This is a genomic window from Actinomyces sp. HMT 175, assembly GCF_016694895.1.
GTDB lineage: Bacteria > Actinomycetota > Actinomycetes > Actinomycetales > Actinomycetaceae > Actinomyces > Actinomyces oris.
This window is the reverse complement of sequence record NZ_CP068012.1, coordinates 1,343,254-1,369,762: the sequence shown is the minus strand read 5'-3', so window position 1 is coordinate 1,369,762 and position 26,509 is coordinate 1,343,254. Positions and strand designations below refer to the sequence as shown.

Annotated in this window: 22 protein-coding genes, 1 tRNA gene and 1 pseudogene; 9 read left to right on the top strand and 15 right to left on the bottom strand. The window is 68.0% G+C overall.

The window, feature by feature from the left end:
* Positions 1-30: 30 nt before the first annotated feature.
* Positions 31-1,170 carry a bifunctional GNAT family N-acetyltransferase/nucleoside triphosphate pyrophosphohydrolase family protein gene (locus JJJ14_RS05870; RefSeq protein ID WP_101558245.1) on the bottom strand — a complete coding sequence of 380 codons (1,140 nt, stop codon included), beginning with the start codon at positions 1,168-1,170 and terminating at the stop codon, positions 31-33.
* 118 nt (positions 1,171-1,288) lie between these two features.
* Here JJJ14_RS05870 and JJJ14_RS05865 point away from each other — a divergent pair, with 118 nt between their 5' ends.
* A complete protein-coding gene (locus tag JJJ14_RS05865) occupies positions 1,289-2,638 on the top strand; it encodes a hypothetical protein (protein ID WP_201444953.1) in 1,350 nt (449 codons plus the stop codon).
* Here JJJ14_RS05865 and JJJ14_RS05860 read toward each other — a convergent pair.
* A pseudogene (locus tag JJJ14_RS05860) lies at positions 2,620-3,903 on the bottom strand (MFS transporter). The gene JJJ14_RS05865 and the pseudogene JJJ14_RS05860 sit on opposite strands and share 19 nt — an antisense overlap.
* 210 nt (positions 3,904-4,113) lie before the next feature.
* On the opposite strand from JJJ14_RS05860, the gene JJJ14_RS05855 reads away from it, so the two are divergent.
* Together JJJ14_RS05855 and JJJ14_RS05850 are read left to right on the top strand one after the other, a co-directional pair.
* Positions 4,114-4,683, top strand: a complete 570-nt coding sequence (locus tag JJJ14_RS05855) for a DUF805 domain-containing protein (RefSeq protein ID WP_201444952.1) — start codon at positions 4,114-4,116, stop codon at positions 4,681-4,683.
* A gap of 302 nt (positions 4,684-4,985) precedes the next feature.
* Positions 4,986-5,483, top strand: coding sequence for a DUF805 domain-containing protein (locus tag JJJ14_RS05850; RefSeq protein WP_201444951.1), 498 nt, complete (start codon positions 4,986-4,988; stop codon positions 5,481-5,483).
* Positions 5,484-5,549: 66 nt separating this feature from the next.
* Here JJJ14_RS05850 and JJJ14_RS05845 read toward each other — a convergent pair.
* Both JJJ14_RS05845 and JJJ14_RS05840 read right to left on the bottom strand, forming a co-directional pair.
* A tRNA-Leu gene (locus JJJ14_RS05845) sits at positions 5,550-5,640 on the bottom strand.
* A 113-nt stretch (positions 5,641-5,753) separates the two neighbouring features.
* The gene (locus JJJ14_RS05840; protein ID WP_201444950.1) at positions 5,754-6,665 is read right to left on the bottom strand and encodes a D-hexose-6-phosphate mutarotase; all 912 of its coding nucleotides are present in this window, start codon (positions 6,663-6,665) and stop codon (positions 5,754-5,756) included.
* 69 nt (positions 6,666-6,734) lie between these two features.
* On the opposite strand from JJJ14_RS05840, the gene JJJ14_RS05835 reads away from it, so the two are divergent.
* Positions 6,735-8,192 (top strand): AI-2E family transporter, encoded by a 1,458-nt coding sequence (locus tag JJJ14_RS05835; RefSeq protein WP_201444949.1) that lies wholly within the window; start codon positions 6,735-6,737, stop codon positions 8,190-8,192.
* A 12-nt stretch (positions 8,193-8,204) separates the two neighbouring features.
* Here JJJ14_RS05835 and JJJ14_RS05830 read toward each other — a convergent pair whose 3' ends face one another.
* From JJJ14_RS05830 to JJJ14_RS05810, 5 genes are all read right to left on the bottom strand, one after another.
* Positions 8,205-11,612: an error-prone DNA polymerase gene (locus JJJ14_RS05830; protein WP_201444948.1), complete on the bottom strand. Its 3,408-nt coding sequence runs from the start codon at positions 11,610-11,612 to the stop codon at positions 8,205-8,207.
* A 23-nt stretch (positions 11,613-11,635) separates the two neighbouring features.
* Positions 11,636-13,984 (bottom strand): HNH endonuclease signature motif containing protein, encoded by a 2,349-nt coding sequence (locus JJJ14_RS05825; protein WP_201444947.1) that lies wholly within the window; start codon positions 13,982-13,984, stop codon positions 11,636-11,638.
* Between the two features lie 451 nt (positions 13,985-14,435).
* A complete protein-coding gene (locus JJJ14_RS05820) occupies positions 14,436-15,242 on the bottom strand; it encodes a hypothetical protein (protein WP_201444946.1) in 807 nt (268 codons plus the stop codon).
* Positions 15,239-15,937 (bottom strand): SatD family protein, encoded by a 699-nt coding sequence (locus JJJ14_RS05815; RefSeq protein ID WP_201445091.1) that lies wholly within the window; start codon positions 15,935-15,937, stop codon positions 15,239-15,241. Before JJJ14_RS05815 ends, JJJ14_RS05820 begins: the two co-directional genes overlap by 4 nt.
* A 130-nt stretch (positions 15,938-16,067) precedes the next feature.
* Positions 16,068-16,715, bottom strand: a complete 648-nt coding sequence (locus JJJ14_RS05810; protein ID WP_201444945.1) for a thymidine kinase — start codon at positions 16,713-16,715, stop codon at positions 16,068-16,070.
* 147 nt (positions 16,716-16,862) lie between these two features.
* Between JJJ14_RS05810 and JJJ14_RS05805 the strand changes: the two genes are divergently transcribed.
* A complete protein-coding gene (locus JJJ14_RS05805) occupies positions 16,863-17,606 on the top strand; it encodes a phosphatase PAP2 family protein (RefSeq protein ID WP_201444944.1) in 744 nt (247 codons plus the stop codon).
* Here the strand turns inward: JJJ14_RS05805 and JJJ14_RS05800 are convergent.
* Both JJJ14_RS05800 and JJJ14_RS05795 read right to left on the bottom strand, forming a co-directional pair.
* On the bottom strand, positions 17,571-19,271 hold the full coding sequence (locus tag JJJ14_RS05800; protein WP_101558258.1) for a DNA polymerase Y family protein: 1,701 nt from the start codon (positions 19,269-19,271) through the stop codon (positions 17,571-17,573). The two genes, JJJ14_RS05805 and JJJ14_RS05800, sit on opposite strands and share 36 nt — an antisense overlap.
* Entirely contained in the window at positions 19,268-20,182 is a 915-nt protein-coding gene (locus tag JJJ14_RS05795) for a hypothetical protein (protein ID WP_201444943.1), read from the bottom strand. Before JJJ14_RS05795 ends, JJJ14_RS05800 begins: the two co-directional genes overlap by 4 nt.
* 229 nt (positions 20,183-20,411) lie before the next feature.
* On the opposite strand from JJJ14_RS05795, the gene JJJ14_RS05790 reads away from it, so the two are divergent.
* Together JJJ14_RS05790 and JJJ14_RS05785 are read left to right on the top strand one after the other, a co-directional pair.
* Entirely contained in the window at positions 20,412-20,987 is a 576-nt protein-coding gene (locus JJJ14_RS05790; RefSeq protein WP_201444942.1) for a YbhB/YbcL family Raf kinase inhibitor-like protein, read from the top strand.
* Entirely contained in the window at positions 20,984-21,847 is an 864-nt protein-coding gene (locus JJJ14_RS05785) for an SDR family oxidoreductase (protein WP_201444941.1), read from the top strand. The genes JJJ14_RS05790 and JJJ14_RS05785 overlap by 4 nt, the downstream gene beginning before the upstream one ends.
* 23 nt (positions 21,848-21,870) lie before the next feature.
* On the opposite strand, the gene JJJ14_RS05780 is transcribed toward JJJ14_RS05785, so the two are convergent.
* Genes JJJ14_RS05780 through JJJ14_RS05765 form a run of 4 tightly spaced genes read right to left on the bottom strand, consistent with a single transcriptional unit; the run spans position 21,871 to position 24,906 of the window.
* Entirely contained in the window at positions 21,871-22,329 is a 459-nt protein-coding gene (locus tag JJJ14_RS05780; protein WP_201444940.1) for a tRNA (cytidine(34)-2'-O)-methyltransferase, read from the bottom strand.
* A 44-nt stretch (positions 22,330-22,373) separates the two neighbouring features.
* On the bottom strand, positions 22,374-23,156 hold the full coding sequence (locus JJJ14_RS05775; RefSeq protein WP_201444939.1) for an ABC transporter permease: 783 nt from the start codon (positions 23,154-23,156) through the stop codon (positions 22,374-22,376).
* The gene (locus JJJ14_RS05770) at positions 23,156-23,896 is read right to left on the bottom strand and encodes an ABC transporter permease (RefSeq protein WP_236592924.1); all 741 of its coding nucleotides are present in this window, start codon (positions 23,894-23,896) and stop codon (positions 23,156-23,158) included. The genes JJJ14_RS05775 and JJJ14_RS05770 overlap by 1 nt, the downstream gene beginning before the upstream one ends.
* A gap of 14 nt (positions 23,897-23,910) precedes the next feature.
* On the bottom strand, positions 23,911-24,906 hold the full coding sequence (locus tag JJJ14_RS05765; protein WP_201444938.1) for an ABC transporter ATP-binding protein: 996 nt from the start codon (positions 24,904-24,906) through the stop codon (positions 23,911-23,913).
* Between the two features lie 337 nt (positions 24,907-25,243).
* Between JJJ14_RS05765 and JJJ14_RS05760 the strand changes: the two genes are divergently transcribed.
* Together JJJ14_RS05760 and JJJ14_RS05755 are read left to right on the top strand one after the other, a co-directional pair.
* The gene (locus JJJ14_RS05760; RefSeq protein ID WP_201444937.1) at positions 25,244-25,897 is read left to right on the top strand and encodes a GNAT family N-acetyltransferase; all 654 of its coding nucleotides are present in this window, start codon (positions 25,244-25,246) and stop codon (positions 25,895-25,897) included.
* Between the two features lie 6 nt (positions 25,898-25,903).
* On the top strand, positions 25,904-26,497 hold the full coding sequence (locus tag JJJ14_RS05755) for a YbaK/EbsC family protein (RefSeq protein WP_141110816.1): 594 nt from the start codon (positions 25,904-25,906) through the stop codon (positions 26,495-26,497).
* Positions 26,498-26,509 lie beyond the last annotated feature (12 nt).

Sequence of the window (26,509 nt, the reverse complement as noted above, 5' to 3'; positions counted from 1 at the left end):
TATAGTTATGGCCGCGTCGCAGGGCTCCTCTCAGCGCAGGCGGCGACGGCGCAGCACAGCCTCCACATTCGGAGGGAAGTAGTCCGGCCCCTTGAGGACCTTGCCGTCCTCGCGGTAGACCGGCTTGCCGTCGGCACCCAGCTTGGACATGTTGGAGCGCTGCACCTCGGCGAGCACGGATGCCAGGTCGATCCCGGTCTCCAGGGCCATGCCGTAGATGACGTAGATGAGGTCCGCCAGGGCGTCGGCGGTCTCGACGGTGTCGCGAGTACCGTCGTCGGCGGCCACGGCGCGACGGTAGCTCGACTCGATCTCGGCGCGTGCGGCCTGCCCGTAGACGGCGCCGACGAGCTCGGAGAACTCCTCGGCGATGAGACTCATGCGCATGTCGAGACTCTCGCGCTCAAGGCTGGCGCCGTCGGTCTGGACGGGAAGTCCGTAGACGTGGTGGAAGCGGCGCACCAGAGCCTCGGGGTCGTCACCCTCCCTCTCTCCGACGCCGTCGTGAGCCACGAGGGGAAGCACGCCGCCTGTCTCAACGGGGCCGTCCCAGGGAGCTCGCGGCTCGCGCGGGTCGTCGGGCAGCAGGGTGGCGATCCAGCCATCATGGAGCCGACCGTCATTGGGCAGGAAGCGGCGCACTCGCCCCTCCCGCTGGAAGCCGAGGGACCAGGCGACCTTCCAGGAGGCCCAGTTGGGCACGGGGCCGTGGCTCGTCTCATGGATGTCGCAGCGCCACCGCAAAGCGGACAGGGCCAGGGGGCCACTTGGGTCGAAGGCCGTATCGATGAGGGCGGCGACGGCGCGAGTCATGGTTCCGCGCCCGCGCGCCGCAGCAGCGAGCCAGTAGCCGACCTCACCGGTCCGCGCACCCTCAGGGCCACTCAGGGTGATGCCGAGCATGCCCACTAGGTCCGGAGGGGCACCGGCATCAGCCTCGCGGATCGCCCAGGTGAGCTCGCGTCCCTCGCTCCAGCCCTTAGCCACGACCTGCTCGACGAAGAACTGCGCGTCACTGCGCTGATAGTTGCGGGGGACGAAGGTCCACTCCTGAATGTCCGCGTCCTGACAGATGTCGGTGATGCGGTCGAGGTCGTCTCCGGTGGGGACCGACAGGACCAGAGCGGGCAGGTCGCCGTCAGCAGCAACGGTCATCTCAAAGGAGTCCATGGAGGCTGATGCTAACGCCTCTCCCCCACCAGACTCTTGATGAGATCCCCATAATCCTCCCTCAGGTCATTTCATGGGCCTATGCTCGAGAGCGACGTTCCCGACGAGAAGAGCCTGAGTGACTACCGCATCCACACCTGAGAGCCAACGCCATGGTGCCGCCATCCCCCGCTGGATGCTGCCCTCGGTCCGAGTACGCAGACGCGGCGATGTCATCACGGTCGAGCAGCGGGTCCCCGCCCGTGTGGAGAGCATTCAGACAAGCAGCAGTTACGACTCGGCCCATCGCGGCTACGTGGAGCACCATGACATTCCGAGCTTCGAGTCCGGCCTGGGGTCTCCGACCGGCCTTGCCCTCGTCAAGGAGCGTCTGACCATTCCGGCCAGTGCGGCGAGTGAGCAGCAGGTGCGTCAAGCCGTGGACCAGGCCATCGCCGCCTATGACCCGGGCACGGCGGCGTCGGCCGTTCTGCTCGGTGGGGGCGGGCTGCTGCGGCTGCTGCAGGCCTTCTCCTCGCTAGGGCTGGCAGTAGCCGGCCTGATTCTCACCATCTCCTTCCTCCGAAGCCCCTCCACCGCACCCCCGGGCGATCTCTTCGCCAGTGCCCATAAGATCTTCACGGTTCTTTCCGGCGCCTTCACCCTCGTGACGCTGACCATTGCAGTCACCTGCGCTTGCGCCGCCTGGATCCTGCGTACTCCGAGGTTCGTGGCCGAGGAGCAGTGGGGGCTGTTGCGTCAGACTCTGACCCAGCTGGCAGGGCAGGAGCCCGGATCCTCGCGTCCCCTGGACATTGAGGCGGGCCTGCGCCGAGATCTCATCACGCACCCGAACGGAGGGTCCCTCGCGCGTGGCGTCACTCGTGACGGGCGTATGGGTCCCCCGTGGCCGGATGCCTACGATGTCGACAAGCGCGTCAGGCAGGGGCGGCGCGCCCTGGTCGGCATGACCGTCTTCGCCTCAGTCTTCCTGCTCGTGGGGATCGTGATCTTCCTGCTGTTCATAGCCGCCGGACAGCTCACGCTCATTCCCCTGCTCCTCGGCGTCAGCGTTTTCGGCGCGCTCCTCTCCCACACCTCCAAGCAGTGCGACCGGCTCCTCGTCTCGTATCCCCGCATGATGCCCGGAGGAGAAGAGCCGCGGGAACTCAGCTGGGAGGATGTCGACGCTCCCTCCTTGCCCGCGTGGTGCTATGCGCGCCGGCGCGAGCGCTACTGGAACCTTGCTGCGATCGTGTTCCTGGTTGAGTTCGTTGTGGCTGTTCTCGCCATCTTCGCCTCCGTGATGCTGAATCAGACTGCGTTCTCGGCCGGCTCCTCCTCGCAGGATGCTCACACTCACGCACTGATATGGAACTCGGTCCTTGCACTCGTCGCTATCGCTGCGGCACTCGCCACCGTCGCGATCGGCAGACTCTGGACTCGGAAGAAGGACAGCGAGCTGCGCCATCAGGCAGGACTGCTCTGAGCTCGGCCCCGCCGCTGACTCACCGCAGGCCTGCGGCGCAGGACCGGCCAGCAGGAGACCATGATGAGACCTCCCAGTAGGCCATAGGCCAGAGCCACCTACAGTCCGTGATCGTCAGCGAGCCGGCCGACAACCGGTGGCGCCAGGAGACCCGCCAGACGGGCCAGCCAGGACACGATGGTCAGTCCCAGCCCGGGAGGAAGCCCTTCAACGTCGTCGGCGGCGGAGTAGGTCACGGGGACGGCGACGGCGCACCCCGCCCCGGAGATCGCCATCCCCAGCAGTGTCCCGGGTACGGAGGAGACCAGGAGGGCGATACTCATTCCGAGGGTGACCAGTGCTCCGCCCCAGGCGATCACGGCCCGCTGACCGACAGCGTCGATGATGCGGTCGCCCACCAGGCGCCCCACGATCATCGTTCCTTGAAGGGCCACCAGCCCCAGCCCGACGTGACCGGCACCGGCGCCCTGTTCGAACAGGAACAGGGAGGACCAGTTCATGGCGACGTCTTCGGGGAACATCGAGGCCGCGCATAGCAGTCCGACGACGAAGAGCACGAGGATCGTGACCGGTCGGACTCGACGAGGCGATGTCGCCGGCCTCATCTCGGGGGCGTCGTCGAGCTCCTTGTTCTGATCGGGGGTGCGATCATCACGATCATGGCCGGGGAGGAACCAGCCTGCGAGCAGGGGGCCTACCGAGAGGACGAGCAACACCACCGCCGTCAGCACCATGTGGGTTCCCAGCCCCACTCCGGCTCCGGCCATGGCCTGACCCATGGCTGCCCCCAGGACCGCCCCCAGCGACCACGAGGCGTGGAAGCTCGTCACGATGGAGGCGCCCCAACGGCGCTGGACCCGCAGTCCGTGAGCGTTCTGCGCGACATCGACAATGGAGTCCGTCCCGCCCACAACCAGCATGCAGACCGCCAGGACGAGCCATGAACGGGCCAGCCCCGCTCCGAGGAGCGCCAGGGCCACCACGAGCATGCCCAGGCTGGCGACCTTGGCCGAGGTCAGGCGGGAGATGAGCCATGACGCGGCCAGCCCCGCCACCAGAGCACCGACGCTGGCTGCTGCCACAGCCTGCCCGAAGTCGCTCTTGCTCAGCCCCAGCCCCGCCACAATCTCTGGGAAACGCGGAACCAGGTTGGCGAATCCCAGGCCATTGGCCAGGAACACCAGACAGACCCCGGCGCGCGCACGGAGCAGATCGGGACTGTGCCGTGTCCCTGGAGGGCTGCTCAGTGAACTGGCGGAGTGCATGAGGGCTCACTCTACCGACATAGGTGTTCCGTGGCCTGGTATAGGGAGTACTCCCCACCGCAGCGGGAGGGAATCGAGGTGACGAGCCCTCCCCTCTGCCCTTAGGCTGTGACTCGTACGCCGATCTGACACCAGAAAGCGCATCAGTCCGGGTGCTCTCAACCATGACGGCACCCGTTTACTCCCTGCCCCGTCTTACATGGAGGATTCATGTCCTACGGAACCGGCCCCGCACCCTATGGCGACCAGGCGCCATACGGCGGTCCCGCACCCTATCCCGGTGGTCCCGCTCCCTACGGCGCCCCCAGCCAGTTCGGACAGTTCGGCCCGCCACCTCTGACACCCGACATCGCCCCGCAGCCTGGCGCAAGCTTCGGTGAGGCCGTCAAGCGCTTCTTCCAGCGCTACGCCCAGTTCAGCGGATATGCGTCCCGCTCCGAGTACTGGTGGGTTGCGCTCTTCAACGCTCTCGTCGGACTTGGCATCTACGTCCTGCTGTTCATGGTCATTGGTCTTGGTGGAGCGTTGGGTGGTTCCTCAGACGATGTCGAGACCAGTATGGGTATCGGGGCGATCATCGTCATGCTTCTCGCCTTCGCCTATTCGATAGCTACATTAATCCCGGGCCTGGCCCTCACGGTGCGGCGCCTGCACGATGTGGGAAAGCCCGGAACATGGTGGTTCATTCAGCTCATTCCGTTCGGCGTCGGCACCGTCTGGTTCCTGATCCTGATGGCATCAGAGTCCCGCCCCGACCTCTACCGTCCCGAGTGGAGCTAAGTAAAGCCTCCTGAAGGACAATAGATGGTCCCCGGAACCTCCTGGTTCCGGGGACCATTGCATTGGCAGTGCTCGGGGAGAAAGTGAACCCCCGCCTGACTCATGGCAGCTTGGTGGGATCGAGTATTTTAGGCTGATATTCTTCCGGTATTCCGTGTCCCTGTATCCCGGCATAGGAAGGGCCCCCTCCACCCTTAGGATGTGACTCGTGCGCCGACCTGACACCAGAAAGCCCATCAGCACGGGTATTCTGAGCCATGACGGTACCCACCACTCCTCTCCCCGCCTTACATGGAGGATTCATGTCCTACGGAACCGATCCCGCACCCAACGGCGACCAGGCGCCATATGGTGATCCCAACCAGTTCGGGCCCATGTCATTGGCTCCTGACGTCGCCCCCCTTCCTCGTGCGCGCTTGGGAGAGGCCGTCAAGCGCTTCTTCCAGCGCTACGCCCAGTTCAGCGGATACGCCTCCCAGTCGGAGTTCTGGTGGCCCTTTCTACTGCTCCAGATAGTCATCCCCTCTGGTCTCTACACGCTGATAACCATCATCAGTGCTCCGTCAGCACTGACGCCCGTTCCTGACATACCTGCAGCAGTGTACGTGATCTTAGGTCTATTGTTTTTCTACGAGATCGTACTCATTACCCCGGCGCTCGCAGTGACGGCCCGCCGTCTCCATGACACCGGAAAGTCAGAGCTGTTCCTGCTTTTCTACTTCATTGGACTGGGGATCGTTCCGCTCATCATGTGCTGCATGCGTTCCCAACCTGACCTCTACCGTCCCGAGTGGGGCTGAGCGAAGCCCCCTGAAGGACAACGCAATGATCCCCGGAACCTTCCGGTTCCGGGGATCATCTGTTGGTGGTGTCCGAGGGGGGACTTGAACCCCCACGCCCGTTTAATAAGGCACTAGCACCTCAAGCTAGCGCGTCTACCTATTCCGCCACTCGGACTTGTGTTGTCTCCTCCGCCTTTCAGCGGCCTGGCCAGGCCCTCGTCCTGGCGACGCAGAGAAACTTAGCATGGCGGCCACCGAGGCCACCAAGCCACGTTCAAGTGCTTCCCATCACACTGCGGTGTTCTCGACGCTCACGGTCACCTGCATGGACCAGCTTGCCCCGGGCTCGATGGTGGGCGCGTGCTCTCGTACCGCCCCGCTTTCAACGCACACCATCGCAGGGAACTCGTCGTCGGCCATGTCCGGCAGCGGGGCGCTGTGCGTGGACCAGGGGTTCCACACGATCGTCGAGGGCGCGTTGCGCTTGTCGATGCCGATGATGCGCTGATGCCCGGGATCAGTGACGATAATCGGCTCGGCGGAGTCATAGATGCGGTCCACGGGGCCATGGATCGTCACATCGCCCTCCTGGACGTGGTGGGCCTCCTGCGGGCTGCGAGCCAGGTTGTCGCTGTAAGGGGCGCCTTCGAGCCCGCTGATGCGGCTGGCGGTGACGTCGTGGACTGAGAGATAGGTGTGCGCGGCCGCCTCCACCGTGCGGGGCTCACTCCCCTCGTTGCGCAGGCTGAGTCCCAGGCGCAGCGTCTCTCCGACCTCGACCTCGTAAAGCGCTGTCAGGCCGTCGCGACTGACGCTGAGAAGAGCGCGGACACCGCCGCCGTCGGTGCTGGTGACTGTCAGCAGCCGCCAGGGGGCGATACGGGCCCACCCGTGCTTCGGTACGGCGTCACCGTTGATGCCAACCCCGAACTCCGGCAGGCACAGGGGGATTCCTCCACGGATGGCGGTAGCGCCGTCGAAGACCGCCTGCCGGGAGGTGAAGATGACCTCTGAGCCGCCGCGCGGCACCCAGGAGGTCACGGTGGCGCCGTGGAGGTAGATCTCTGCGGCCCCTGCTGGGGCGTCGATGAGGAGCCTCTGCTGTCCTCCCCGTCCTGACCCTAACGCGGCGGTGCGAGGCAGACGCAGCTGGTTCGTCACGGCGGGGTGAGTCGGATTGCCGACATTCGGGGCGGTCATGGGGCCACGCTAGTAGGCTGGGCGTGTTTCGTCAGCCCGTTATCCAGCGAAGGACTGATCGTTCACCCCATGGCAACCAACAGCTCTCCGTCACAGGAGCCGACGCAGGACGCGCCGCCCGAGGTTCCCGAGTCCTCCCAGAGCTCCGACTCCCACCAGGCGGTTCAGGGACCCGGCTCGGGGAAGAAGTCCGCCCGAGAGACGCTCAGCAGCAGTGGCTTGCTGAGCCGGCTCAAGAGCGCCCGTACGGCGCTGGACCGGGGGATCGACTGGGCGGAGAGGCGCAGGCAGGCGGACCGCGACTACCAGCTGCACTGGGAGTCGACTCCGGAGGAGGCGGAGAGCAGGCCGGCCGCTCCCCCGGTGTCCACCACTCATGTGCGCGTGGCTCCCTCGGTCTCCTTCCCTGAGACGGTCACGACCCGTTCCTCGGTCATGGACTCCCTGCCCGCCTGGCTGGTGCGGGGTGGCATGGGGGCCTGGCTGGGACTGGGCATCATCATTGTCATCGGCCTGCTCTTCTACGCCACCTCGCAGGTGATCCCGGTCTTCATCGGCCTGTTCATGGCACTGGTGTTCACCTCGATCCTCCAGCCGATGGTCAACCTCTTCGCCAAGATCATGCCCCGCTACCCGGCGACCTTCCTGGCACTTCTCACCACCATCGGTGCGATCGCCGGACTGGTCACGTACGTGGTCACCTCGGTCACCAGCCAGTGGAGCTCCCTCGCGTCCCAGTTCGGCGATGGCCTCAACACCATCATGGACTTCCTGGAGAATGGGCCGCTGCACCTGACGCAGCAGCAGATCTATCACCAGCTCCAGCTCTGGCTGCGCCAGGGGCAGCACTATCTGCAGTCCAATGCCCCGTCCCTGGCCTCGGAGCTGCTGTCCAACGCCAGTGCGGTCGTTGATGTGCTCACGGTCCTGGCCCTGGCACTGTTCGTCACGATCTTCTTCCTGGCCTCCGGGGGCAGGATGTGGCGCTGGTTCCTCAACGAGCTGCCTGCCACAATGCGGGAGTCGACCCACCGGGCTGCGGGCGCCGGCTGGTACACCTTCGCCGGGTACGCCCGCGGCACTGTGCTGGTGGCGCTCACCGACGCCATCATGGCCGGGATCTTCCTCCAGCTGGTGGGGATCCCGTTGGCAGCACCCCTGGCGGTGCTCGTGTTCATTGGTGCCTTCATCCCGATCATCGGCGCACCTCTGGCGATGCTCGTGGCCATGGTGGTGGCCCTGGCCTCCGGCGGCTTTGTCACCATGATCGTTGTCGGCGTGGGAGTGGCCGGGATCGGCCAGATCGAGGGGCACATTCTCCAGCCCCTCATCATGGGTCGCCAGGTCTCTCTGCACCCTGTGGTGGTCATCATCGGTGTCGCCTTGGGGACCTACGCCGCCGGCCTGCTCGGCGCGATCGTCGCGGTCCCGCTCATCAGCGTGCTCTGGTCCGTCTACTCCGAGCTGCACACCAAGGACGCCCCGGTCACTGGCGAGCTGCCCGCCTACTCCTCCCGCAAGGAGTGAGGGGCGCCGCTGTCAGCACCAGTCCCGGCTGCCGGTGCCCGGGACACCGGGAAGGACCTGGAGACGATCGGCCATGAGCGCGACGACTCCGTCGCCCTTCTCCACGGTGCCGCGCACGATGAGAGCGACGGCGCGTCTGCCGATGCTCCGGTAGCGGCGCCACATACCGGCTCGGCAGGCGACGTTGAGCAGACCAGTCTCGTCCTCCAGGTTGAGGAAGATCATGCCGGAAGCAGTGTGGGGGCGCTGCCGGTGGGTGACGACGCCGGCGACGCGCACCCGGCTCCCATGCTCCTGATCTGCCAGGTCGGCTGCGCTGAGCACACCGTCGGCGGCCAGTGAGGGTCGCAGCAGCCTCAGGGGCGAGCCCTGCGTGGACACTCCGGTCAGGCTCAGGTCGGCGGCCTGGCGCTCGCGGTCGGTCATGGTCGGCAAGGTTGGGGCCTGGGAACCGACGGCGGTTCCCGGAAGCGTGGGCTGGCACCACACTTCCGGCCCCTGACGGGAGGCGCCACGACGTCGGCCGTGCTCATCGGAGAGGACTCCGGCAGCCCACAGGGCCTGACGGCGCTCCACGCCTAGACTGTCCAGGGCTCCTGAGACGGCCAGTGACTCAAGGCGGGAGCGGCTCAGACTCACGCGTCGTGCAAGATCGGCCAGGTCCTGGTAGGGGCCGTGAGCACAGCGCTCGGTGACGATGGCCTGCGCGGCCCGCTCCCCCAGACCCTTGATCGGGGCCAGGCCCAGGCGCACCGCGAGATCATCGTGGACGTCCAGGGAGGACGGGGCAGCGGGATGGGGCCTCAGCGGCTCCCACTGGTCTGACGGGCCGGCGTCCTGGTGGTCCTCCCGCTGCTCGACGGTGGCCTGCGCCAGTGAGCGGTTGACGTCCGCAGGCAGGACGCGCACACCGTGGCGGCGAGCGTCAGCGACCAGTGACTGCGGGGACCAGAAGCCCATGGGCTGGGCTGCCAGGACCCCGGCGTAGAAGTCCTCGGGCTTGCGCGCCTTGAGCCAGGCTGAGGCGTAGACCAGGTAGGCGAAGGAGAAGGCGTGGGACTCGGGGAAGCCGAACTCGGCGAACGACCTCAACTTGCTGTAGATCGTCTCCGCTGTGGGCGCGTCAATACCCCGGGACCTCATTCCGGCTATGAGCTTGTCACGGAGGGCGTCCATGCGCTCGATGGATCGTTTGGCTCCCATGGCCTGACGCAGGCTGTCGGCCTCGGCGGGGCTGAAGCCTGCGGCGTCGACGGCGATCTGCATGAGCTGCTCCTGGAAGAGCGGCACTCCCAGGGTCTTGGTCAGGGCGGGTTTGAGGGAGTCATGCAGGTAGGTGACCTCCTCGCGCCCCAGCCTGCGGCGGATGTAGGGGTTGACGGCGTCGCCCTGGATGGGGCCGGGGCGGATGAGGGCGACCTCGACGACGATGTCGTAGAAGGTCTGGGGCCGGAGTCGGGGCAGGGTGGCCATCTGGGCACGCGACTCGACCTGGAAGACTCCGACCGTGTCCGCGGCCGTGAGCAGTCGGTAGACGGCCGGGTCCTCTTCGGGCAGGGTGTGCAGCCCCCAGGGACGGCCGGACTGGGAGGTGCGCAGTTCTCCTTCCGTCACGGCGTCGGGAACGGTCTGCCCCCGTTGTGCCAGCGTGGTGAAGGCCAGGCGCAGGGCGGTGAGCGCTCCCAGGCCCAGGAGGTCGAACTTGACCAGCCCGGCCTCGGCGCAGTCGTCCTTGTCCCATTGGAGGACCGAGCGGTTGTCCATGGCGGCCCAGCGCACCGGGCAGACCTCGGTGACGGGGCGGCCGCACAGGACCATGCCTCCGGGGTGGACCCCCAGGTGGCGGGGCAGTCTCAGCAGCTTCTCCGCGATGTCGAGGACCGGCTCGGGGACCTCGTCGTTCTGCCCGGTCAGTCCTCCGGGGCGCACTGAGGTCCACCGCTCCATCTGCTTGGCCCAGGCGTCCTGTACTCCGGCGGGGTGGCCGAGGGCCCGGGCGGCGTCACGGACTGCGGATCGGGGGCGGTAGGAGATGACGTTGGCGACCTGGGCGGCACGTTCTCTGCCGTAGCGGGAGTAGACGTGTTGGATGACCTCTTCGCGGCGGCAGGCCTCGATGTCGAGGTCGATGTCGGGGTAGCCGGCTCGCCCCGGGGACAGGAAGCGCTCGAAGAGCATCTGGTGCCTGACGGCGTCGACGGCTGTGATGCCCAGGGCGTAGCAGACTGCGGAGTTGGCCGCCGAGCCTCTCCCCTGGCACAGGATTCCCGACTGTGCGCAGAACTCGACGATGGCGTGCACGATGAGGAAGTAGCCGGGGAATCCCAGGGACTCGATGACCTCGAGCTCGTGGTTGAGCACCTCCCAGGCCCGGGGGTGCTCCTGCGGGGTGCCGTAGCGGCGGGTGGCGCCTTGGCGGGTGAGCTCACGCAACCAGCTGGCAGGTGTGTGGCCCTCCGGGACATCGGCGTCGGGGAGGTCGGGGGCGATGAGGGACAGGTCGAAGGCGAGGTCTGCGGCGAGGTCGGCAGCCAGGTCGACGGCTCCGGGACTGCGCCGGTGGAGCAGCGCCATGTCCTGGGCCCCTCGCAGCCAGCGGCCAATGGGGGTCAGGTGACCGCGGGCGCCTTCCAGGTCGGTGACCAGGCGGGTGGAGGTGAGCACGTCGGCGAGACGAGCGTCGGCCGGGCGGGCGCAGCGCACTGCACCGGTGGCCACGAGGGGCAGCCGGTGGTCGTGGGCCAGCCGGGTCAGGGCGTCGGTGAGGGCGGCGTCGGTGGGGCCTCCGTCCAGAGTAAGCTCAACGGCCAGGCCGATTGCGGCGTCCCCTTCAACCTGCCGGTGAGCGGCGGTCGTGGGGCCGGCACCGAAGGGACGGCCTCGGTCAGGCGCGGCGAAGAGCTCGGTCAGGTGTCCCAAGCAGGTGTCTGCCGCCTTCAGATCCCAGGTGTCGGGTCGACGTGGATCCCCCAGGGCCCGACGCAAAGGGCCGTTGGTGGTACCGGTGAGGACGAGGCAGGTCCCCGCCGCCGCCTCGGTCTGGCCGGTGGACTCGGAGCGGAGAGCCGAGGCGAGTGTGGGCAGGTCGTGGGCTGGTTCTTGACGTTGCCCTGCGTCCAGGTTGTGCCGGGAGATGGCGGACACCAGGCGGCGGTAGCCGGTGGGGTTGCGAGCCAGAACGGGCAGGTGGGAGCCGTCAGCAAGGGTGAGTTCGGTGCCGTGAATGGTGAGCAGGCCGTGGGTACGGCCTGCTTGGGCGTGCTTGACGATGCCGGGGACGCCGTCGTGATCGGTCAGGGCGAGGGCCTCCAGACCGAGCTCAACGGCAGCCGAGGCCAGCTCATCGGGCTCGTTGGCCCCGTCGAGGAAGGAGTAGGCGGAGTGGGCGTGGAGCTCGGCATAGCGGTGTCGGCCGGTCATGACTATGGGTGGCACCTGGAGCGTTAGAAGGGCGGGACTTGGTCGATGAGGGGTGCCAGCCCGAGGGTGTGGGCGGCCCTTGGGTAGGGGGTGGGCTCGTAGTCTCCGGCCTTTTCGCCGGGGCGGGGGCCTCGGGTGACCAGCCGGGCACCGCCGTTGCTGGGCTGGGTGTGGTTGAGGGCGGTGTTGAGTCGGTCGATGAGGTCGGGGCCGATCTGCTTGCTCAGGTCGGCTGGTACGACGGTGCCGGGGACGTGGTGCTGGTGGGGTCCGGTCTTGCGGGGCAGGCGGGTGATGGTGCCGTTGGGGTGGCGCTGGTAGACGGTCTTGTCGGGGGTGTGCCAGGACAGGATCCCGCTGGCCTGGTCTCGGGTGAGGGCCCATCCGGGGGTGTGCTTGAGGCGGTGGTGGGCCTCGCACAGGGTGGCGAGGTTGTCCAGGCTGGTGGTCCCGCCCTGGCTCCAGGCGGTGAGGTGGTCGATGTCGCACCGCTCGGCGGGGGTCTGGCAGGTGGGGAAGACGCAGGCTCGGTCGCGGGCGCGTACCAGGTCGGCCAGACCGGCCGGGGGACGGTACCTGGTGCGTCCCACGTCGATCACGACTCCGCTTGCTGGGTCGGTGACCAGGCGCCTCCAGGTCCCGCCGGCGGCCAGGGCCCAGGCGGTCAGGGCCGGCACCGCCACACTGCGCGCCCCGATGCGCACCTCCCCGACCTCAGTCGGCGAGGCGGCCGGCTGGGCGATGAGAGCAGTGGACAACGACGCGGCAGGCGAGGAGTCGTGAGCAGCCGAGCACGAGAAGGCGGGAGTAGCCGGGTCGGGTACAGGCAGACTCCTCCCACTGGAGCCGGGCAGACTCCACCCGTTGTCCTGGGATGCTGCACCGTTGAGGTCGGTTGTGACGGTGGGGTTCTGGTCTGGGGAGGCTCTGCCGGAGTTCGGATGGCGGGGCCCCTCGAAGCACTCGCCGCCTCCGGGGTCACCTCTGCCGGTGGGGTCTTCTGGTGGTGCCAGACCAGCCAGGCTGGTCAGGGGGACGGTGACCTGAACATCGATGTGGATGCCCTCTGGGAGGGGGAGGTGTCCGGTGCCTGAGGGGGTCCACCACGGGCTGGCTGAGCCCACCAGAGAGCTCAAGGCCCCCAGGAGCCCTTCCAGAGGCACCCCGTCAGGCAGCAGCCGTACCTGGGTAGCCGGCCCGGAGAGGTTGGCCTCGGCCTGGGCTTCGCCGTCATGCTCGGCTTCCTTTGGGGAAGGCTGGGTGAAGGCGGTCTGCTGGCTGGTGCGTAGTGTGGACAGGGCCATCGCGCCGAGTGCGTCGGCCCGCAGCTGGGCTGGGGTGCGCTGCTCACCGCAGGCCCGCGCGCTGGCGGCGATCGCGTCCAGGGTCGCGTCCAGCAGCAGCGCGTCCATCGTGGGCAGCACCAGGCGAATCTGGGACACGCCTTCACCGACCGGCCTGGGGCGCGACACGCACCGCCGGGAGACATTGAGCCGCACCCGCTCAGCATGCCCGGCGGGGTCGACCTCCATCAGGGCCCGCTCGATGTCGCGTCCCACCTGGGACACGCTGCGCCTAGGAGCCTGAGGCAGCACCCGCTCCTGAACGGCCAGCGCCACCGGAGCCGGCACGTCTCCCAGGCGGCGAGTCACCAAGGACGCCTTGGCTGCATCCAGCACCCCGCACCGCTCCATAGCCTCAGTGGGGCCGAACCCCATGTCCATCAGAGTGCTGCCGTGATCCACGATCTGCCCGGCCCGGCTCCGGGATACCCCCAGGCGGGCCGATAGCAGGCAGGTGGCGTTGAACCGCCGCTCCTCGAACCCCACCACCGACGAGACCCGACCATCCGGACCCCACTGACCCGGATGAGTCGACAACTCGGCGCACCCGGTCAGGCACGCAGCCGCCAGGGACTCACCCCACGACGCCCACGCCACCAGCCGGCGACACGCCGCCGCCAGCTCCCCCAGACCCCGCGCCCCCAGACCAAGCAACCCAGTAGCACCAGCCTCCTCCAGAGACACGACCCTGTGTCCCTCAGCGGCAGCCACCAACGTCGCGTCAGCACCCGACTCGCCGGTGAGCAGGGCCGGCGCCGCATCACCATCAGCAGCGCAACGCTCACCGTCACCACTTCCATCGCCGCCACCGTCGCTGTCGTCGTCGTGGTCCTGGGCGGTGACCAGCAGCCGGGCCAGCAACCCCTCCACCACACCGGCCAGCGCTCCGCCAGCGGCCAAGGACCCCAGCAGGCCCGCCACACTCTCAGGGCAGGTCACGGCCTCCGCCGACGCGTTCCCGCCAGGCGCACCCAGCACCCCGGCCGCACCACCGGCCGGGACACAAGGAAGCACACCACCTTCGAACATATGTACAGTATAGCCCGATCCTCCGCACCCTGCACGCTGAAGCAGCCACCCAGAATCACCGGCACAGCAACGAAAACCCAGGGCGTCAACCTTCTTATCCGGAGGCACACAGAGACCGGACGGCCCTCACGGCCGGGCCTCACACCCACACCCCGAACCAACCCAACCGAAGCACCCCCCCCAAACCCACCCACCCGAACCGGCCAACCGGTTTGGGTAAGCCGGTCCGGGACGTCCGGTCCGGGTGGGCTAGTTCAGGGACACAGGTTCGAGAGGGCTGGGTGCGGGGACATAGGTTCGGGTGAGCAGGTCCGGGTGGACTAGTTCAGGGATGCGGGTTCAAGGCGTCCGGTTCAGGCCGGCCCAAACCCGCCTACCCGAACTCGCTCACCCGAAACGACCGACCCGAATCCACCCATCCACCCCCACCTCCTCCCCGACGTGACGCGGCTCAGGCGAGGTGAATGGTCACGGCACCCAAGACCGCCAGGATCCAGGAGGCGAAGGAGCCGATGAGGAACTCCTCAGCCTTCTGCCCCGCTCTATCCTGGCTGATCTCGGGAAATCGAATCACGCCCTTGGCAGCAACAATTGCGGCAATAGCAGCGGGCGCCTCAACGGAGGCGAGCAGGAGAATGAGGATTCGCTCAAGCGGACCTATCCAGCGACCGCCGCGCATCGATCCCTCCATCTCATCCTGCTTTCCGCTCTCCTGCGAGGGCTCGCAACCTGCAGCAACAACTTCCCCATTCCCCTGCATGGAGTGGCGCGCAACAGCAAGAATGTCGGCGACGACTCGATTAGCGGGAACAGTCAGGAGGACAACGACTCCGACGACGGCGCTCATCTTGGCAGCCCGAGACCCAAGCGGCTGCGACGCGACGACGCAGAGCGCCACGGCGAGGAGCAACAGACTCGCGCAGGCAAGGCGAATGAGCGGTTCCAGCCGATCCGTACCGTTCTCGGAGGCGCCCCGCCCCACTCGCACCCACTGACGGATCCTCAGCGACTTCTCCCACTGGGCCTGCGAGACCAGGCCACAGCACAACCATGCAGTGGCTACCAGGACGCTGACGACGACACCCCCTACCCCAAGATGAAGAACGGGCCACCCGACCAGGACGCCAAGAGCAAGGACTGCAGACACTCCCACCAGGAATCTCACCCCGGCGGACATCCGGGACAATCCCCCACTCACCCAGCCAGAACCGCCAACCACGGAAGCGACGGCAAACAGAAGAACGAGGAGGGCCGTCACTCTCCTTCACCTCCCCCACTCAACCCGTCGAGAAGCTTTTGAACCTCCAGCAATGAGGAACCGGCACTGCGAGCGAATTCAGAGACGGCCTGCTGACTCACCTTCTCCTGGCGGGCGATCTCAACCTGGGTCACCCCCATGAGAAGTCCGGCCATGATGCGACACTGACGGGGCTGAAAGCGGAATATCGTCTGGTCACGCAGGACGAGGACGGAGTTGACGACCACCTCGCGTTCACTCTCCCCCTCTCCAGATCCAGCGACCGCATCCGGATGGATGCGCAGCCAGGTGCGAATGAAGGGCCTCCCCGCATCCTGGAGATGATGAGCCTTCTCGATGGCTTCGCGTGCGGCCCACCACGCCGAGCCGTCCTGGATCGGACGCCCTGACGCACCGTCTGCACCGCTTCCCGCCGCCCCCTCAATCTCGGAGATCGCTCCGACTCCGATTCCGAAGCGCAGGCCCAACTCATCAGGCAGAAGAAGGTGTGTACGCATGGTGAGAGCGAGAGCGTCGGCAAGGGTCGCCGAGACTGCCTGCAGCTCGTCGCCGACCGTGGCGTACGGGCGCTGCGTCAGCGCCAGACCTTCAGCGGCCCGATCCAGAGTCTCGTGAATGACGCGCTGAGCACGCCTGCGATCAGGGAGCTCGCGCGAGCGGATGATGTCTGCGATGAGTGCGTAGGAGACATTCACAGTTTCACGATAATGCTTGTAATACCCAGAATACAAGGATCATCTCGGAACGAAGGCCGTCTCCTCGCTCCCCATCACCCTCGGTCAGCCTTGTACTCCCGCCAACACAAGCTCAGTCCCGGAGCGAGGCTCACCGGTCGGGAAGCCTCCCACCGGCGGCGAGGTAGCACTGACCGCACAACGACTCGTACGTGACGTCCCCGGAGTCGATGGCCACCTGATCGCCGTCGAAGACGAAGGACTCCCCCACCTTGCGGGCATTGAAGATGGCCTTGCGCCCACAGCGGCAGATGGTCTTGAGCTCCTCCAAGGAGTGGGCGATCTCCAGCAGCCTGCGCGACCCGGGAAAGCTGACTGTGCGGAAGTCGGTGCGGATCCCGTAGGCCAGGACGGGCACGTCGTCGATCAGCGCGATCTCCATGAGCTGGTCTACCTGAAGGGCCGTGAGGAACTGAGCCTCGTCGATGAGCACGCAGTCAAGAACCTCACGCAAGGTCGCCGCCTCTCGCGGGACGCCGTCCTCGTCGCGGACGGGCCGCGCACCGCTCAGGGCCCGCTGGTGCACCAGGGCGCGCAGGTCGTCGTCGGCGTCGACGAGGAGGTCAACGCGGCGCGACACCCCGAGCCGGGAGACCACTGAGTCCTCGCCCTTGGTGTCGACCACCGCCTTGAGGAGCAGGACGCGCTGATCGCGCTCCTCGTAGTTGTAGGCGGTCTGGAGCAGCCCTGTGGACTTACCGGAGTTCATGGCGCCGTAGCGGAAGTAGAGCTTGGCCACGCGGGTCCTCCTGAGCCGGATCGAATCACTCGGGCCGGATGCTACCCGCCGAGCGCCCCGGGCGCGGGCAAGACGTGACGACGCCGCTCAGCCACTCCATGGCGCACGCATAGCCTCATCCAGACCAGCCCGGATAACCTCCCCCTCATGCTCTCACTCGACCACCTGCCTCACACCTGGCGCACCAGGCAGGCCGGCACGTTGGCCGCGACCGCCATCATCACGCTGTCGCTGTTCTCCTGGCTGGCTCTGACCACGAGCTCCGGGACGGGGCTGGCGCCTCATGACCAGAGCGTCACCACCTGGGCCGTGGATGAGCGTCACCCTGCCTTGACCGTCATCATGCAGGTGTTCACCGCCCTGGGTTCCACCGTGGGGCTGACGATCCTGACCGCGATCTGTGCCGTCCTCCTCTTCATGAGGGGCCACCACGTGCGCGCACTGGTCCTGAGCCTCACGATGATCGGCTCCAGCCTGCTGACGGTGGCGCTCAAAGAGTTCTTCAGGCGTGCACGCCCCTCAACCGACACCCTTCTAGGCGAGCCCGCCTCGACCACCTCCTTCCCCTCGGGGCACTCCTTCAACACGGCCGTCTTCGCCGGCATGCTGGCGGGAATGGTTCTGACATCCACTGCGGTGACCCTGTACCGGACCTTGGCGATCATGGCGGCGGCGGGGTCGACCCTGCTGGTGGGGGCATCCCGTGTCTACCTGGGCTATCACTGGATGACCGACGTGCTGGCCGGCTGGTCCCTGGGGCTGGCCTGGCTGTGCCTGGTGACGCTGGCGCTCCTGTGGCTGAAGGGACGACGGCGCCAGCCCCCATCCCTTGCGGCCACGCCATCGGACAGCTCCTCAGGAGTAGAGGGCATCGAGCCACCACCTACCTGATCGCACCAGCAGGCGGGGCGGCCCGACGTCGGTGACCACCTGGAGGTAGGCGCGTCGTGAAGGCCCCTGGGAGGTCCACCACCCCTCGTCGACCGGCCAAGGCCCGGCCCACAGGAGCACGGACTCCATCTGGGGCACAGTCCCCACAGCACCCTCATCAACTCCATCCACGCCGTCGTCGACACTGAGAAAGCCGGGGACACCGTCGAGCTGACCGTGGATGTCGACACCGAGCTCTCTCCCCTCAATGTCGGTGAGGCGCGCGGGAACCGGTCGAGGCAGGACGATGGAGGGTGAGGGCTCAGGCAGAGCGCCGCTCCAGGGCGCCATCTCATCATCCGTGGACTCCCCTACGCCTTCGTTCTCACCCCAGGGGATGAGACGAACCCGCGAGCGCGGGTCGCGCCCGGGAACAACCCTGGGAACCTGGATGCTTCCGGCCCCCAGGAGTGACTCCACGCGTTCGGCAGCGCGGCGAGCGCGTGACTGGGCCTGGTGGCCCGGCGCTTGCCACAGTCCCGTCTGGGAGGTCGTGGCGGGGCTCAGCTCGAGGGCGGTCAGGCTCAGGTGGGTCAGACCGGAGGAGGGTGGGCGCCCGGAGCGTCCGGAGAGCCATCCCTCGAGCTGCCAGCGCACGCGGTCGGTGAGCTCGGCGGGGGTGGGGGTGTCCTCCAGCATCCAGCTTCGGGACAGGTCGGTGCCGTCCTCGCAGCGGGCGGCAACGCAGAGGCGTCCGACGGAAAGGCCTGCGGACAGCAGGCGGGCCGCCAGGTTCTCGGCGAGGTGGCGGGCGGCGAAGGCTGCGGTGTCGGCGCGTTCGACGGGAGGGTCGAGGTCGGAGGTGACGGTGATGTCCTGGGCCGGCCGGGGCATGGCGGGGACCTCGTGGTGGGTGCCGGCGGCCAGGTGGTGGAGCCTGCTCCCCAGGGGACCGAAGCGGGCGGTGACGTCTTTTCGGGGCAGGGCAGCCAGGTCCGCCAAGGTGCGCAGGCCGAGTCGGGAGAAGCTCTCCAGCAGGGGGCGGGCGTCGCGCCTCAGGCGGCTGAGGGGCAGGCAGGTCAGGAGTGCGTCCAGGGGCCAGGGGGCGAGGAACTCCGGGGTTCGTCCCGGTTCGACGATGATTCCTTGGCGGGCGGCCAGGACGGCTCCGGGCAGGGAGTCGGCGATGCCGACCTGGCACTCGACGTCGGCCTCCTGGGTGACGGTCTCCACGAGTGCTGAGGCGAGGGGTTCTTCTCCGCCGATCCAGGCGGCGGGACCTCTGACGTGGGACAGGGCCAGTCCGGGGCGGGCCACCATGGGGTCCGCCAGGAGGGAGGTAAGGGCCTCCATGACGGTTTCGAAGGCGCGGGCCTGGCGCTCCTCCTGGGGAGGCAGGACGGTGAGCTCGGGGCACAGGGAGCGGGCGGTGCGCAGTCGCATGCCGGTGGTGATGCCGGCGCGGCGGGCCGGGGCTGAGGCGGCGAGGACTCCGCGAGCGCCGACGACGGCGACGGGTTCGGTGGCCGGGTCCGGCAGGCGGGGGGCTCCTTGGAGTGCTCGGGGGTGTCGATGCTGTTGGCGGGCCTCCATGGTGAGGGCGACGACGGGCCAGTCGGGGACCCAGATGGCCACGAATCTGGAGGCGGGTGGGCCGGGCGGCGAGGGCGGTTGTGGCGGGTTCATCCGGCCACCTCCTGCGGGTGGGGGGCCGGGTCGGCGGTGTCGGCGGCGTTGCGGGAGCCTGTGCGCAGCCCTTCGGCGGACAGTGAGAGCGTGAGCTCTTCGGTGGGGGCGAGCCGTGGGCGCTGAGGGTCGGCCAGGGTCCAGGTGAGGCGTCGCAGGTATCCGGCCGGCATCTCGATGGCTCGCACTGGGGCGGGTGAGGCTCCTCGCCCGATGGGGATGACGACGCCGTCGGCGGAGGGCTGTGCGGGGGCCTCCACCGGGGCCTGGGCGGGAGGCGTGTTCCTGGTTCCAGTGTCGGGGGCCAGGGCGTCGGCTCGGAGGATGCGGGCGCCTTCCCAACGGGCGGGGGTCAGGATGAGGTGGCCGCGTTCGCGCGCTCGGGACAGCAGGCGTCTGCGGTGCTGGGGGCGCAGGCCTTCGGCGATGGTAGCGCCGATGAGGAGGGTGTCGACGCCATCGAGCAGGGTGGAGGTGACCGTCAGGATGGAGGCGTCGTCGAGGAGGGGGGCTGGAACGGTGAGGACCCGGTTGAGGTCGAGGCCGACCTCAGTGGCTGCGCACCAGCCCAGCTCGTCTCCCCCGATGACGCCGCACCAGCCGGTGGCGCCCTGACGTAGGGCGAGGGCGGCCAGGAGGAGGGTGGCGGAGCCGTGGAGGGTGAGGACGCCGGAGTCCTGACATGCCGAGAGCGCCGCAGGAGGTGCGGGGAATGCGGAGGAGCCGGCCTGAGACGAGTCGGCTGATGCGCTCAGCAGGGCGCTGGTTGACGCCGAGGACAGGGCGCGCTGCACCGTCAGGGCTGCTGAGTCACGCAGTCCGGTACGTTCCTCGGCCAGCCTCAGGGCGAGGCGGGCCCGGTCGAGGCGGTTCTGAGCCTCCGCAGGCGCGCGCGTGGTCGAGGTTCCCATGACACCCCCCTCTGTACGTATGTTCGATGGGTGGGTTTCAGGATAGCGCTGCGCTGCGACATCAATCGGGGGCGTAGGCAACAAGGGGGGTCTCAGGGCGCGACGAGCCCACGGAGGTCCCCCCACAGGAGATCCACAGGGACGGGTCTGCGCAAGGGCGTCTACAGTTGGGGCTGTGCCCTCATGGAAGGCCACCTTCCCTACCCGTCACCTGCCTGGAGGTACACCTATGACAGCCGACCTCACTCGCCCCCGCCCGCCGGCCCCTACCGGCTTTCTGCCCTCAGTCCCCTCCTTCACCCTGACCTCTGCGGACCTGACCGAGCAGGGGCGGGTCCCGGACATCTTCACCGGCATCCATGACAACGTCTCCCCGGCCCTGAGCTGGTCGGGCTTCCCCGAGCAGACGCAGTCCTTCGTCGTGTCCTGCTTCGACCCGGACGCTCCGACCATGTCGGGCTGGTGGCACTGGACCATCGTGGACCTGGACGCCTCGGTCACCTCGCTGGAGCGGGGTGCGGGGGCCAGCGACCTTCAGCTCGACGGCGCCGCCTTCCACCTGGCCGGGGACTCCGGCGACCACGCCTGGTTCGGTCCCTACCCGCCGGCGGGCGACGGCGACCACCGCTACGTCTTCACCGTCTCCGCCCTGGACGTGGACACGCTGGGCCTGGATGACGACGCCAGTCCCGCCATGGCGGCCTTCACCCTGGCGCCGCACTGCATCGCTCGGGCCACGCTCACCGCCACCTACTCCGTACCCGGGGAGCCCGGGGTCGCCGCCTTCCTCAGGGACGGCCAGTGAGCCCGCAGATCGCCCAGGTCGACGCCTCGTCCTCCAAGGCGGGCCGGCGTCGTCGTCAGGGGGAGTCCGTCCCCTTCACCCCTGCTCATGGTTTCACGCGCGCCGGTTCCGGCCGCCACCAGCGCCGCCCCATCGCCCTCATCACCGGGGCGACCTCCGGGATCGGACTGGCTGTGGCCAGGGACCTGGCCCGGGACCACAACCTCATCCTGCTGGCCCGCTCGGTCAATGACCTGGAGGAGCTGGCGCTCGCGCTGGAGGAGGAGTCTCAGACGGCGGTTCTCATCTGCCCGGTCGACCTGACCGATGACACGGCCCTGGCCAGGCTGGTCAGCCGGATCGACATCGAGAGCCTCGACGTGCTGGTGCACAGCGCCGGCATGGAGGCACCGGGCGCTGTTGACAAGATCACGCCCACGCGTTGGCGGGCGGTTCTCAACCTCAACCTGGTGGCGACGGCCTACCTGACGAGCCTGCTGCTGCCGGCGCTGCGGGAGGCGCGCGGGCTGACGGTGTTCATCAACTCCGGCGCCGGGGTGAGTCCTCGGTCGGGCAACGCCCTCTACTCCGCCTCCAAGGCGGGGCTGAAGTCCCTGGCTGACACGCTGCGCCAGGAGGAGGCCGGCAAGGTGCGGGTGACCTCGATCTACCCGGGCCGGGTGGACACTCCCATGCAGGAGCGTATGCACGCCTTCAATGCGGCGCGCCTGCGCACCGAGGGGATCATGGCCACCCCCGCCTACCGGGCTGCGGACCATATGGCACCGCAGTCGGTGGCAGCGGCCGTTCGCCTGGCCGTCAACACCCCGATGGACGCGGTGGTGGAGGATCTGGCGATCCGCCCCGCCGGCATGCTCTGACAAGGCGCGGCTCAGGCGCGGGCTCAGGCCCCTCCGGCGAAGCCCAGGGACCGCCAGGCCTCGTACAGGCCGATGGCGGCGGAGTTGGCCAGGTTGAGGGAGCGGTTGCCCTCCACCATGGGGATGCGCAGGTGGGCGCTCACCCGCGGGTGGTCGAGGATCTCCTGGGGCAGACCGGTGGGCTCGGGGCCGAACAGGAGGGCGTCGTCACTGCGCCAGTCAACCTGGGTGTAGAGGCGCTCGGTGTGGGAGGTGAAGGCGTAGATGCGTCCGGGGATCTGCTCGAGGCACTCCTGCCAGGTGGCGTGGACGCGCGTGTTGGCCAGGTCGTGGTAGTCCAGGCCGGCGCGGCGCAGCTTGGCGTCGTCCATGTCAAACAGGGGGTCCACGAGGTGGAGCATGGAGCCGGTGTTGGCGCTCAGGCGGATCGCCGCCCCGGTGTTGCCCGGGATGCGCGGCTCAAAGAAGATGACGTGCAGCACGGGGACAATGAGACCACATGCTGAGGCAGACCTCCTCCTCAGACTCAGATGGTGTCGGTGCGTTGGCCCTGACGGAGTCGAGTGACGGCGCGACGGGTGACGGCCAGCCCGATCCCGGCCCATACGGCGGCGACCGCGAGGTCGCGACCTAGCAGGGCCGGGACGGCAGCTGCCGGTGCGTCCAGGACCGTCACGGTGCCGCTGACCGGAACCAGGTGGGCCAGAGCCTGCAACCAGGTAGGGCACTGCTCGAGCGGTACGATGACGCCGGTCAGCAGCGGCAGGAACGTGGCGATGATCGTGGCACCCAGATAGGGATCGGGCAGGTTGACTCCGACACCGGCGGCCATGATCCCCATGAGCAGCCCGCACACGATGGTCGGCGCTGCCAGTGTGATGACACGCCCCAGCGCTCCAACGTCGTGCAGCGGTGAGAGCGCGAAGACGACGCCGATCGCTACGATGGCGGTCGAGGCGGCCAGGAGCGCCGGCACGACGGCGACGGACAGCCAGTAGGCGACGTCGAGGCGCCTGCGGGTATGGACCTCCTGGAAGACGCCCAGCATCCGGTCCGTGGCCACGGTCCCCACCACTCCGGAGGCCACCGAGACGGCCAGTGCCACCAGGGCCGCTGCGTATCCGGTGCGCACCAGGTCAGGCGCGGAGAGGTCCGAGCCCATGAGGACATCGAAGAGCACGTCCAGCAGCGGCAGCACCAGCAACGTGACCACGGCCGTGCCCAGGGTCGCGAAGGCCGTCGACGAGGCCCACGAGACACGCACCCCTGAGGAGAACCGGTAGGCGAAGGCCAGAGCCCGGGAGCGCATCAGACCACCTCCAGGGTGCCGGTCCGTGTCGCCAGACGCAGCGCCCGCCGGCCGAGGAAGGCAGCAAGCCCCAGCCACGCGGCCGTGCACACCAGCCAAGCGCACAGCACCACTGCCGACGTCGCCCGGCCCAGCAGCAGCTCGAAGGGTACCGACAACGGCAGGAACCGACTCACCACAGCCAGCCAGGCAGGCGGCGTCGTCGAGGTGAACACGATGCCTGAGACCACGAGCACCGGCACCAGCAGCAGCCCCTCGTACTGGATCGCGTTGGGGGTGAGCACGAACAGCGCCGCGATGACCAGACTCAGGGCAAGACAGCCGACCAGCAGCATGAGGGCCCCTGCGGTCAGGCGCACCCAGACCTCCCACCCCGGCCCCGTGAAGGAGACTGACGTCGACAGCAGCGCCCACGTGCACCACGCCACCGGGAAGGCGACCAGACCGAAGGCCGCCGCCGCGCACACCACGGCCGCCAACGACCTAAGCGCCCCCACCGGAGCCATGACCAGATGGACCAGCGTGCCCTTGTACCGCTCGAATCCAATGATCCCCGCCGCGCAGGTCGTCGTCGTCCACATCCCCACGACGCCCCCGCGCACCCAGCCCTGCGTCGGGGTGATCCCGCCCCAGGCCGAGGCCGCCAGGAACTGCACCAGCGTGGTGGATATCGTGGTCATGACCATGAGCTGAATGAAGTAGGGAACCGACACGAACTGACGGACGTGAAAGACCGTCATCCTCACCTGACGCCTCATCGGGCGAGCCTGTCGGCCAGGGCCAGGTAGGCCTCCTCCAAGGAGACCGGCCGCGTCAGCAGGTCCGACGGCGCTCCCACGCCGGCTTCGGCCAGGACCTGGCGAACCCGCTTGTCAGCGTCGGTAGTGCCGGCAGCCTCGGAAGCCCAGTAGACCGTCACGGCCCACCGGGCCGAGGAGGCGCGCTGCTTCACCGTCGCCGGCGAACCCAGACCACTGCGAAGTGCCTCGACGGCACCCCCGTGGCGGGCCGGTAACGTGAAAGTCGTGGTGGCACTCACCCCGGCCAAGGCGGACACGTCCCCCACGCCGCCGCGCACGACGATCCGGCCCGCCCCGATCACCGAGATGACGTCGGCCAGCTCCTCAACCTCCGGCATCGAGTGCGAGGTCAATAGCACCCCCGTTCCCCGCTGCGCCAGCTCACGCACCAGATCGCGTACCTGCAGCGCCACGTCCGGATCCAAGCCGGTGGTGGGCTCATCCAGCAGCAGAAGAGCCGGCGACCCGAGCAGCGCCCGGGCCAGGTGCAGACGCTGCCGCATCCCTCGAGACAGCTCGCCCGCCTTGCGGGACGCCGCCTCGACCAGCCCCACACGCTCCAGGGCGTCCATGACCGCGCCGTGTCGCCGTCGGACGTCAACGCCCTGAATATCGGCGAAGAACAGCAGGTTGTCGCGTGCCGTAGCCCGCGGGTAGAACCCCAGTTCACCGCCCAGGACCAGGCCCAGCCGGGACCTGGCCCGCTCCGGATGGCGCACCGCATCGATGCCATCGACCCAGACCTCACCCGACGTCGGAGCCAGCAGCGTGGCGCACATCCGCACCGTCGTCGTCTTACCGGCACCGTTGGGCCCCAGCAGACCATGGACCTGCCCCGCCCCGACGTCCAGAGACACATCCTCCACGGCGACGAAGGTTTTACCCTTTCTCCCGAAGGAGCGAACCAGGTGAGAGGCACGCAGCAGCAAATCTCCATCAAGTAATACCATAGAGCTCCTCCACCCCCAAAGGATCACGATAGATAACGTCAACCACTCTCTCAGCCTACAGTCACCAAAGAATAAAATGAATGCATCAATTGCATGCTTTAAATCAGCAAGAGCAGATCACCCAACACGACTGCACCGACTGCCGGCCGTGATTCCATCCCGTCATCATGCCGGCAAATACTCGCACCTTTATATAAGATATTTTACGTATCAAAATACAGTTCGCAACACTTGACGTGTAGTCAAGATTCGAAGATGACGTAAAGCACAGGGACAATGAGACCACATGCTGAGGCGTCTGGGCGGCGACTGCGCCACGGATGCCATGATCGGCAGCATGAGCACCACTGAGTCGCATACCACCTCCCCCATTCTGACCTGCGGCGCGCTGGCCGGCAACATCGTGCGGCTGGAGCCGCTGACGCCGGAGCACGTGCCGGGGCTGCAGCTGGCCGCCGAGGGGGCCGCGACCAGCCCCTTCGCCACGGTGCCGACGCCGGAGACGGTCGAGGACTACGTGGCCCATAGCCTGGCCCGCCGGGACACGGGTACCTACGCGCCCTTCGCCCAGGTGGAGGTCGCCACCGGCCGCGTCGTCGGGCACACCGCCTACCTGACGCCCCGGTGGATGCCGGACGGGCATCTCTTCGCCGTCGAGGTCGGCTCCTCCTGGCTCTCCCCCACTGCTCGCGGCACCGCCATCAACCCGGCCGCCAAGCTCCTGCTGCTGACGCAGGCCCTCGAGGACTGGAGCGTGGACCGCGTGGATATCAAGACCGACGCACGCAATGAGGTGGCTCGCGGCGCGATCGCGGCACTGGGGGCGACCTTCGAGGGGGTCCTGCACGCCTGGCAGCCCTCCCTGGCTCCCGGTGAGGAGGGGCGCACGCGCGACACGGCCATGTTCGCCATCACCCCGGAGCAGTGGCCCGGGGTCAGGACCCGTCTGGTGGAGCGCATCGAGAGGCGCTCGACGTCGTCGAAAGGATGAGAAGGAATGACTGAGCTGCGTGATCCGGCTGAGGTCTTCGCCACGGAGATCGGCTGGCAGCCGGCGCTGGAGCGTACTGACCTACTCGCCGAGCCCGTGGCCGCCGCGCTGCGGGCGCTGGAGGCGGCCTCGCCCGAGGGCGCGGACCTGGCCCGTCAGGCGCAGGTGGTGCCCATTGATCCGTCCCACTCCGACACCGACGCTCTCAACGCTCACTACGACCTGGATCCTGAGGCGACCGGGAACTGCGTACTTGTGGCCGGTAAGCGGACCGGCCAGGAGCGCATCGCCGCCTGCGTCGTGCGTGCCACCGACTTCGCCGACGTCAACCACGTCGTCAAGAAGCGCATTGACGTGCGTAAGGCCTCGTTCCTGCCGGTGGAGCGGGCCGTGGAGATGAGTGGCATGGAGTACGGCGGGATCACCCCGGTCGGCCTGCCCGAGGACTGGCGGCTCTTCATCGACGGCGCTGTGGCGGAGCGGGCCACGGTGCTCATCGGCTCGGGCGTGCGCCACTCCAAGCTCCTGGTGCCCGGGGCACTGCTGGTGGCGCTGCCGGGGGCCGAGCGCGTCGAGGACCTGGGGGTACGCCCCGCCTGAGCGGATCTGTCT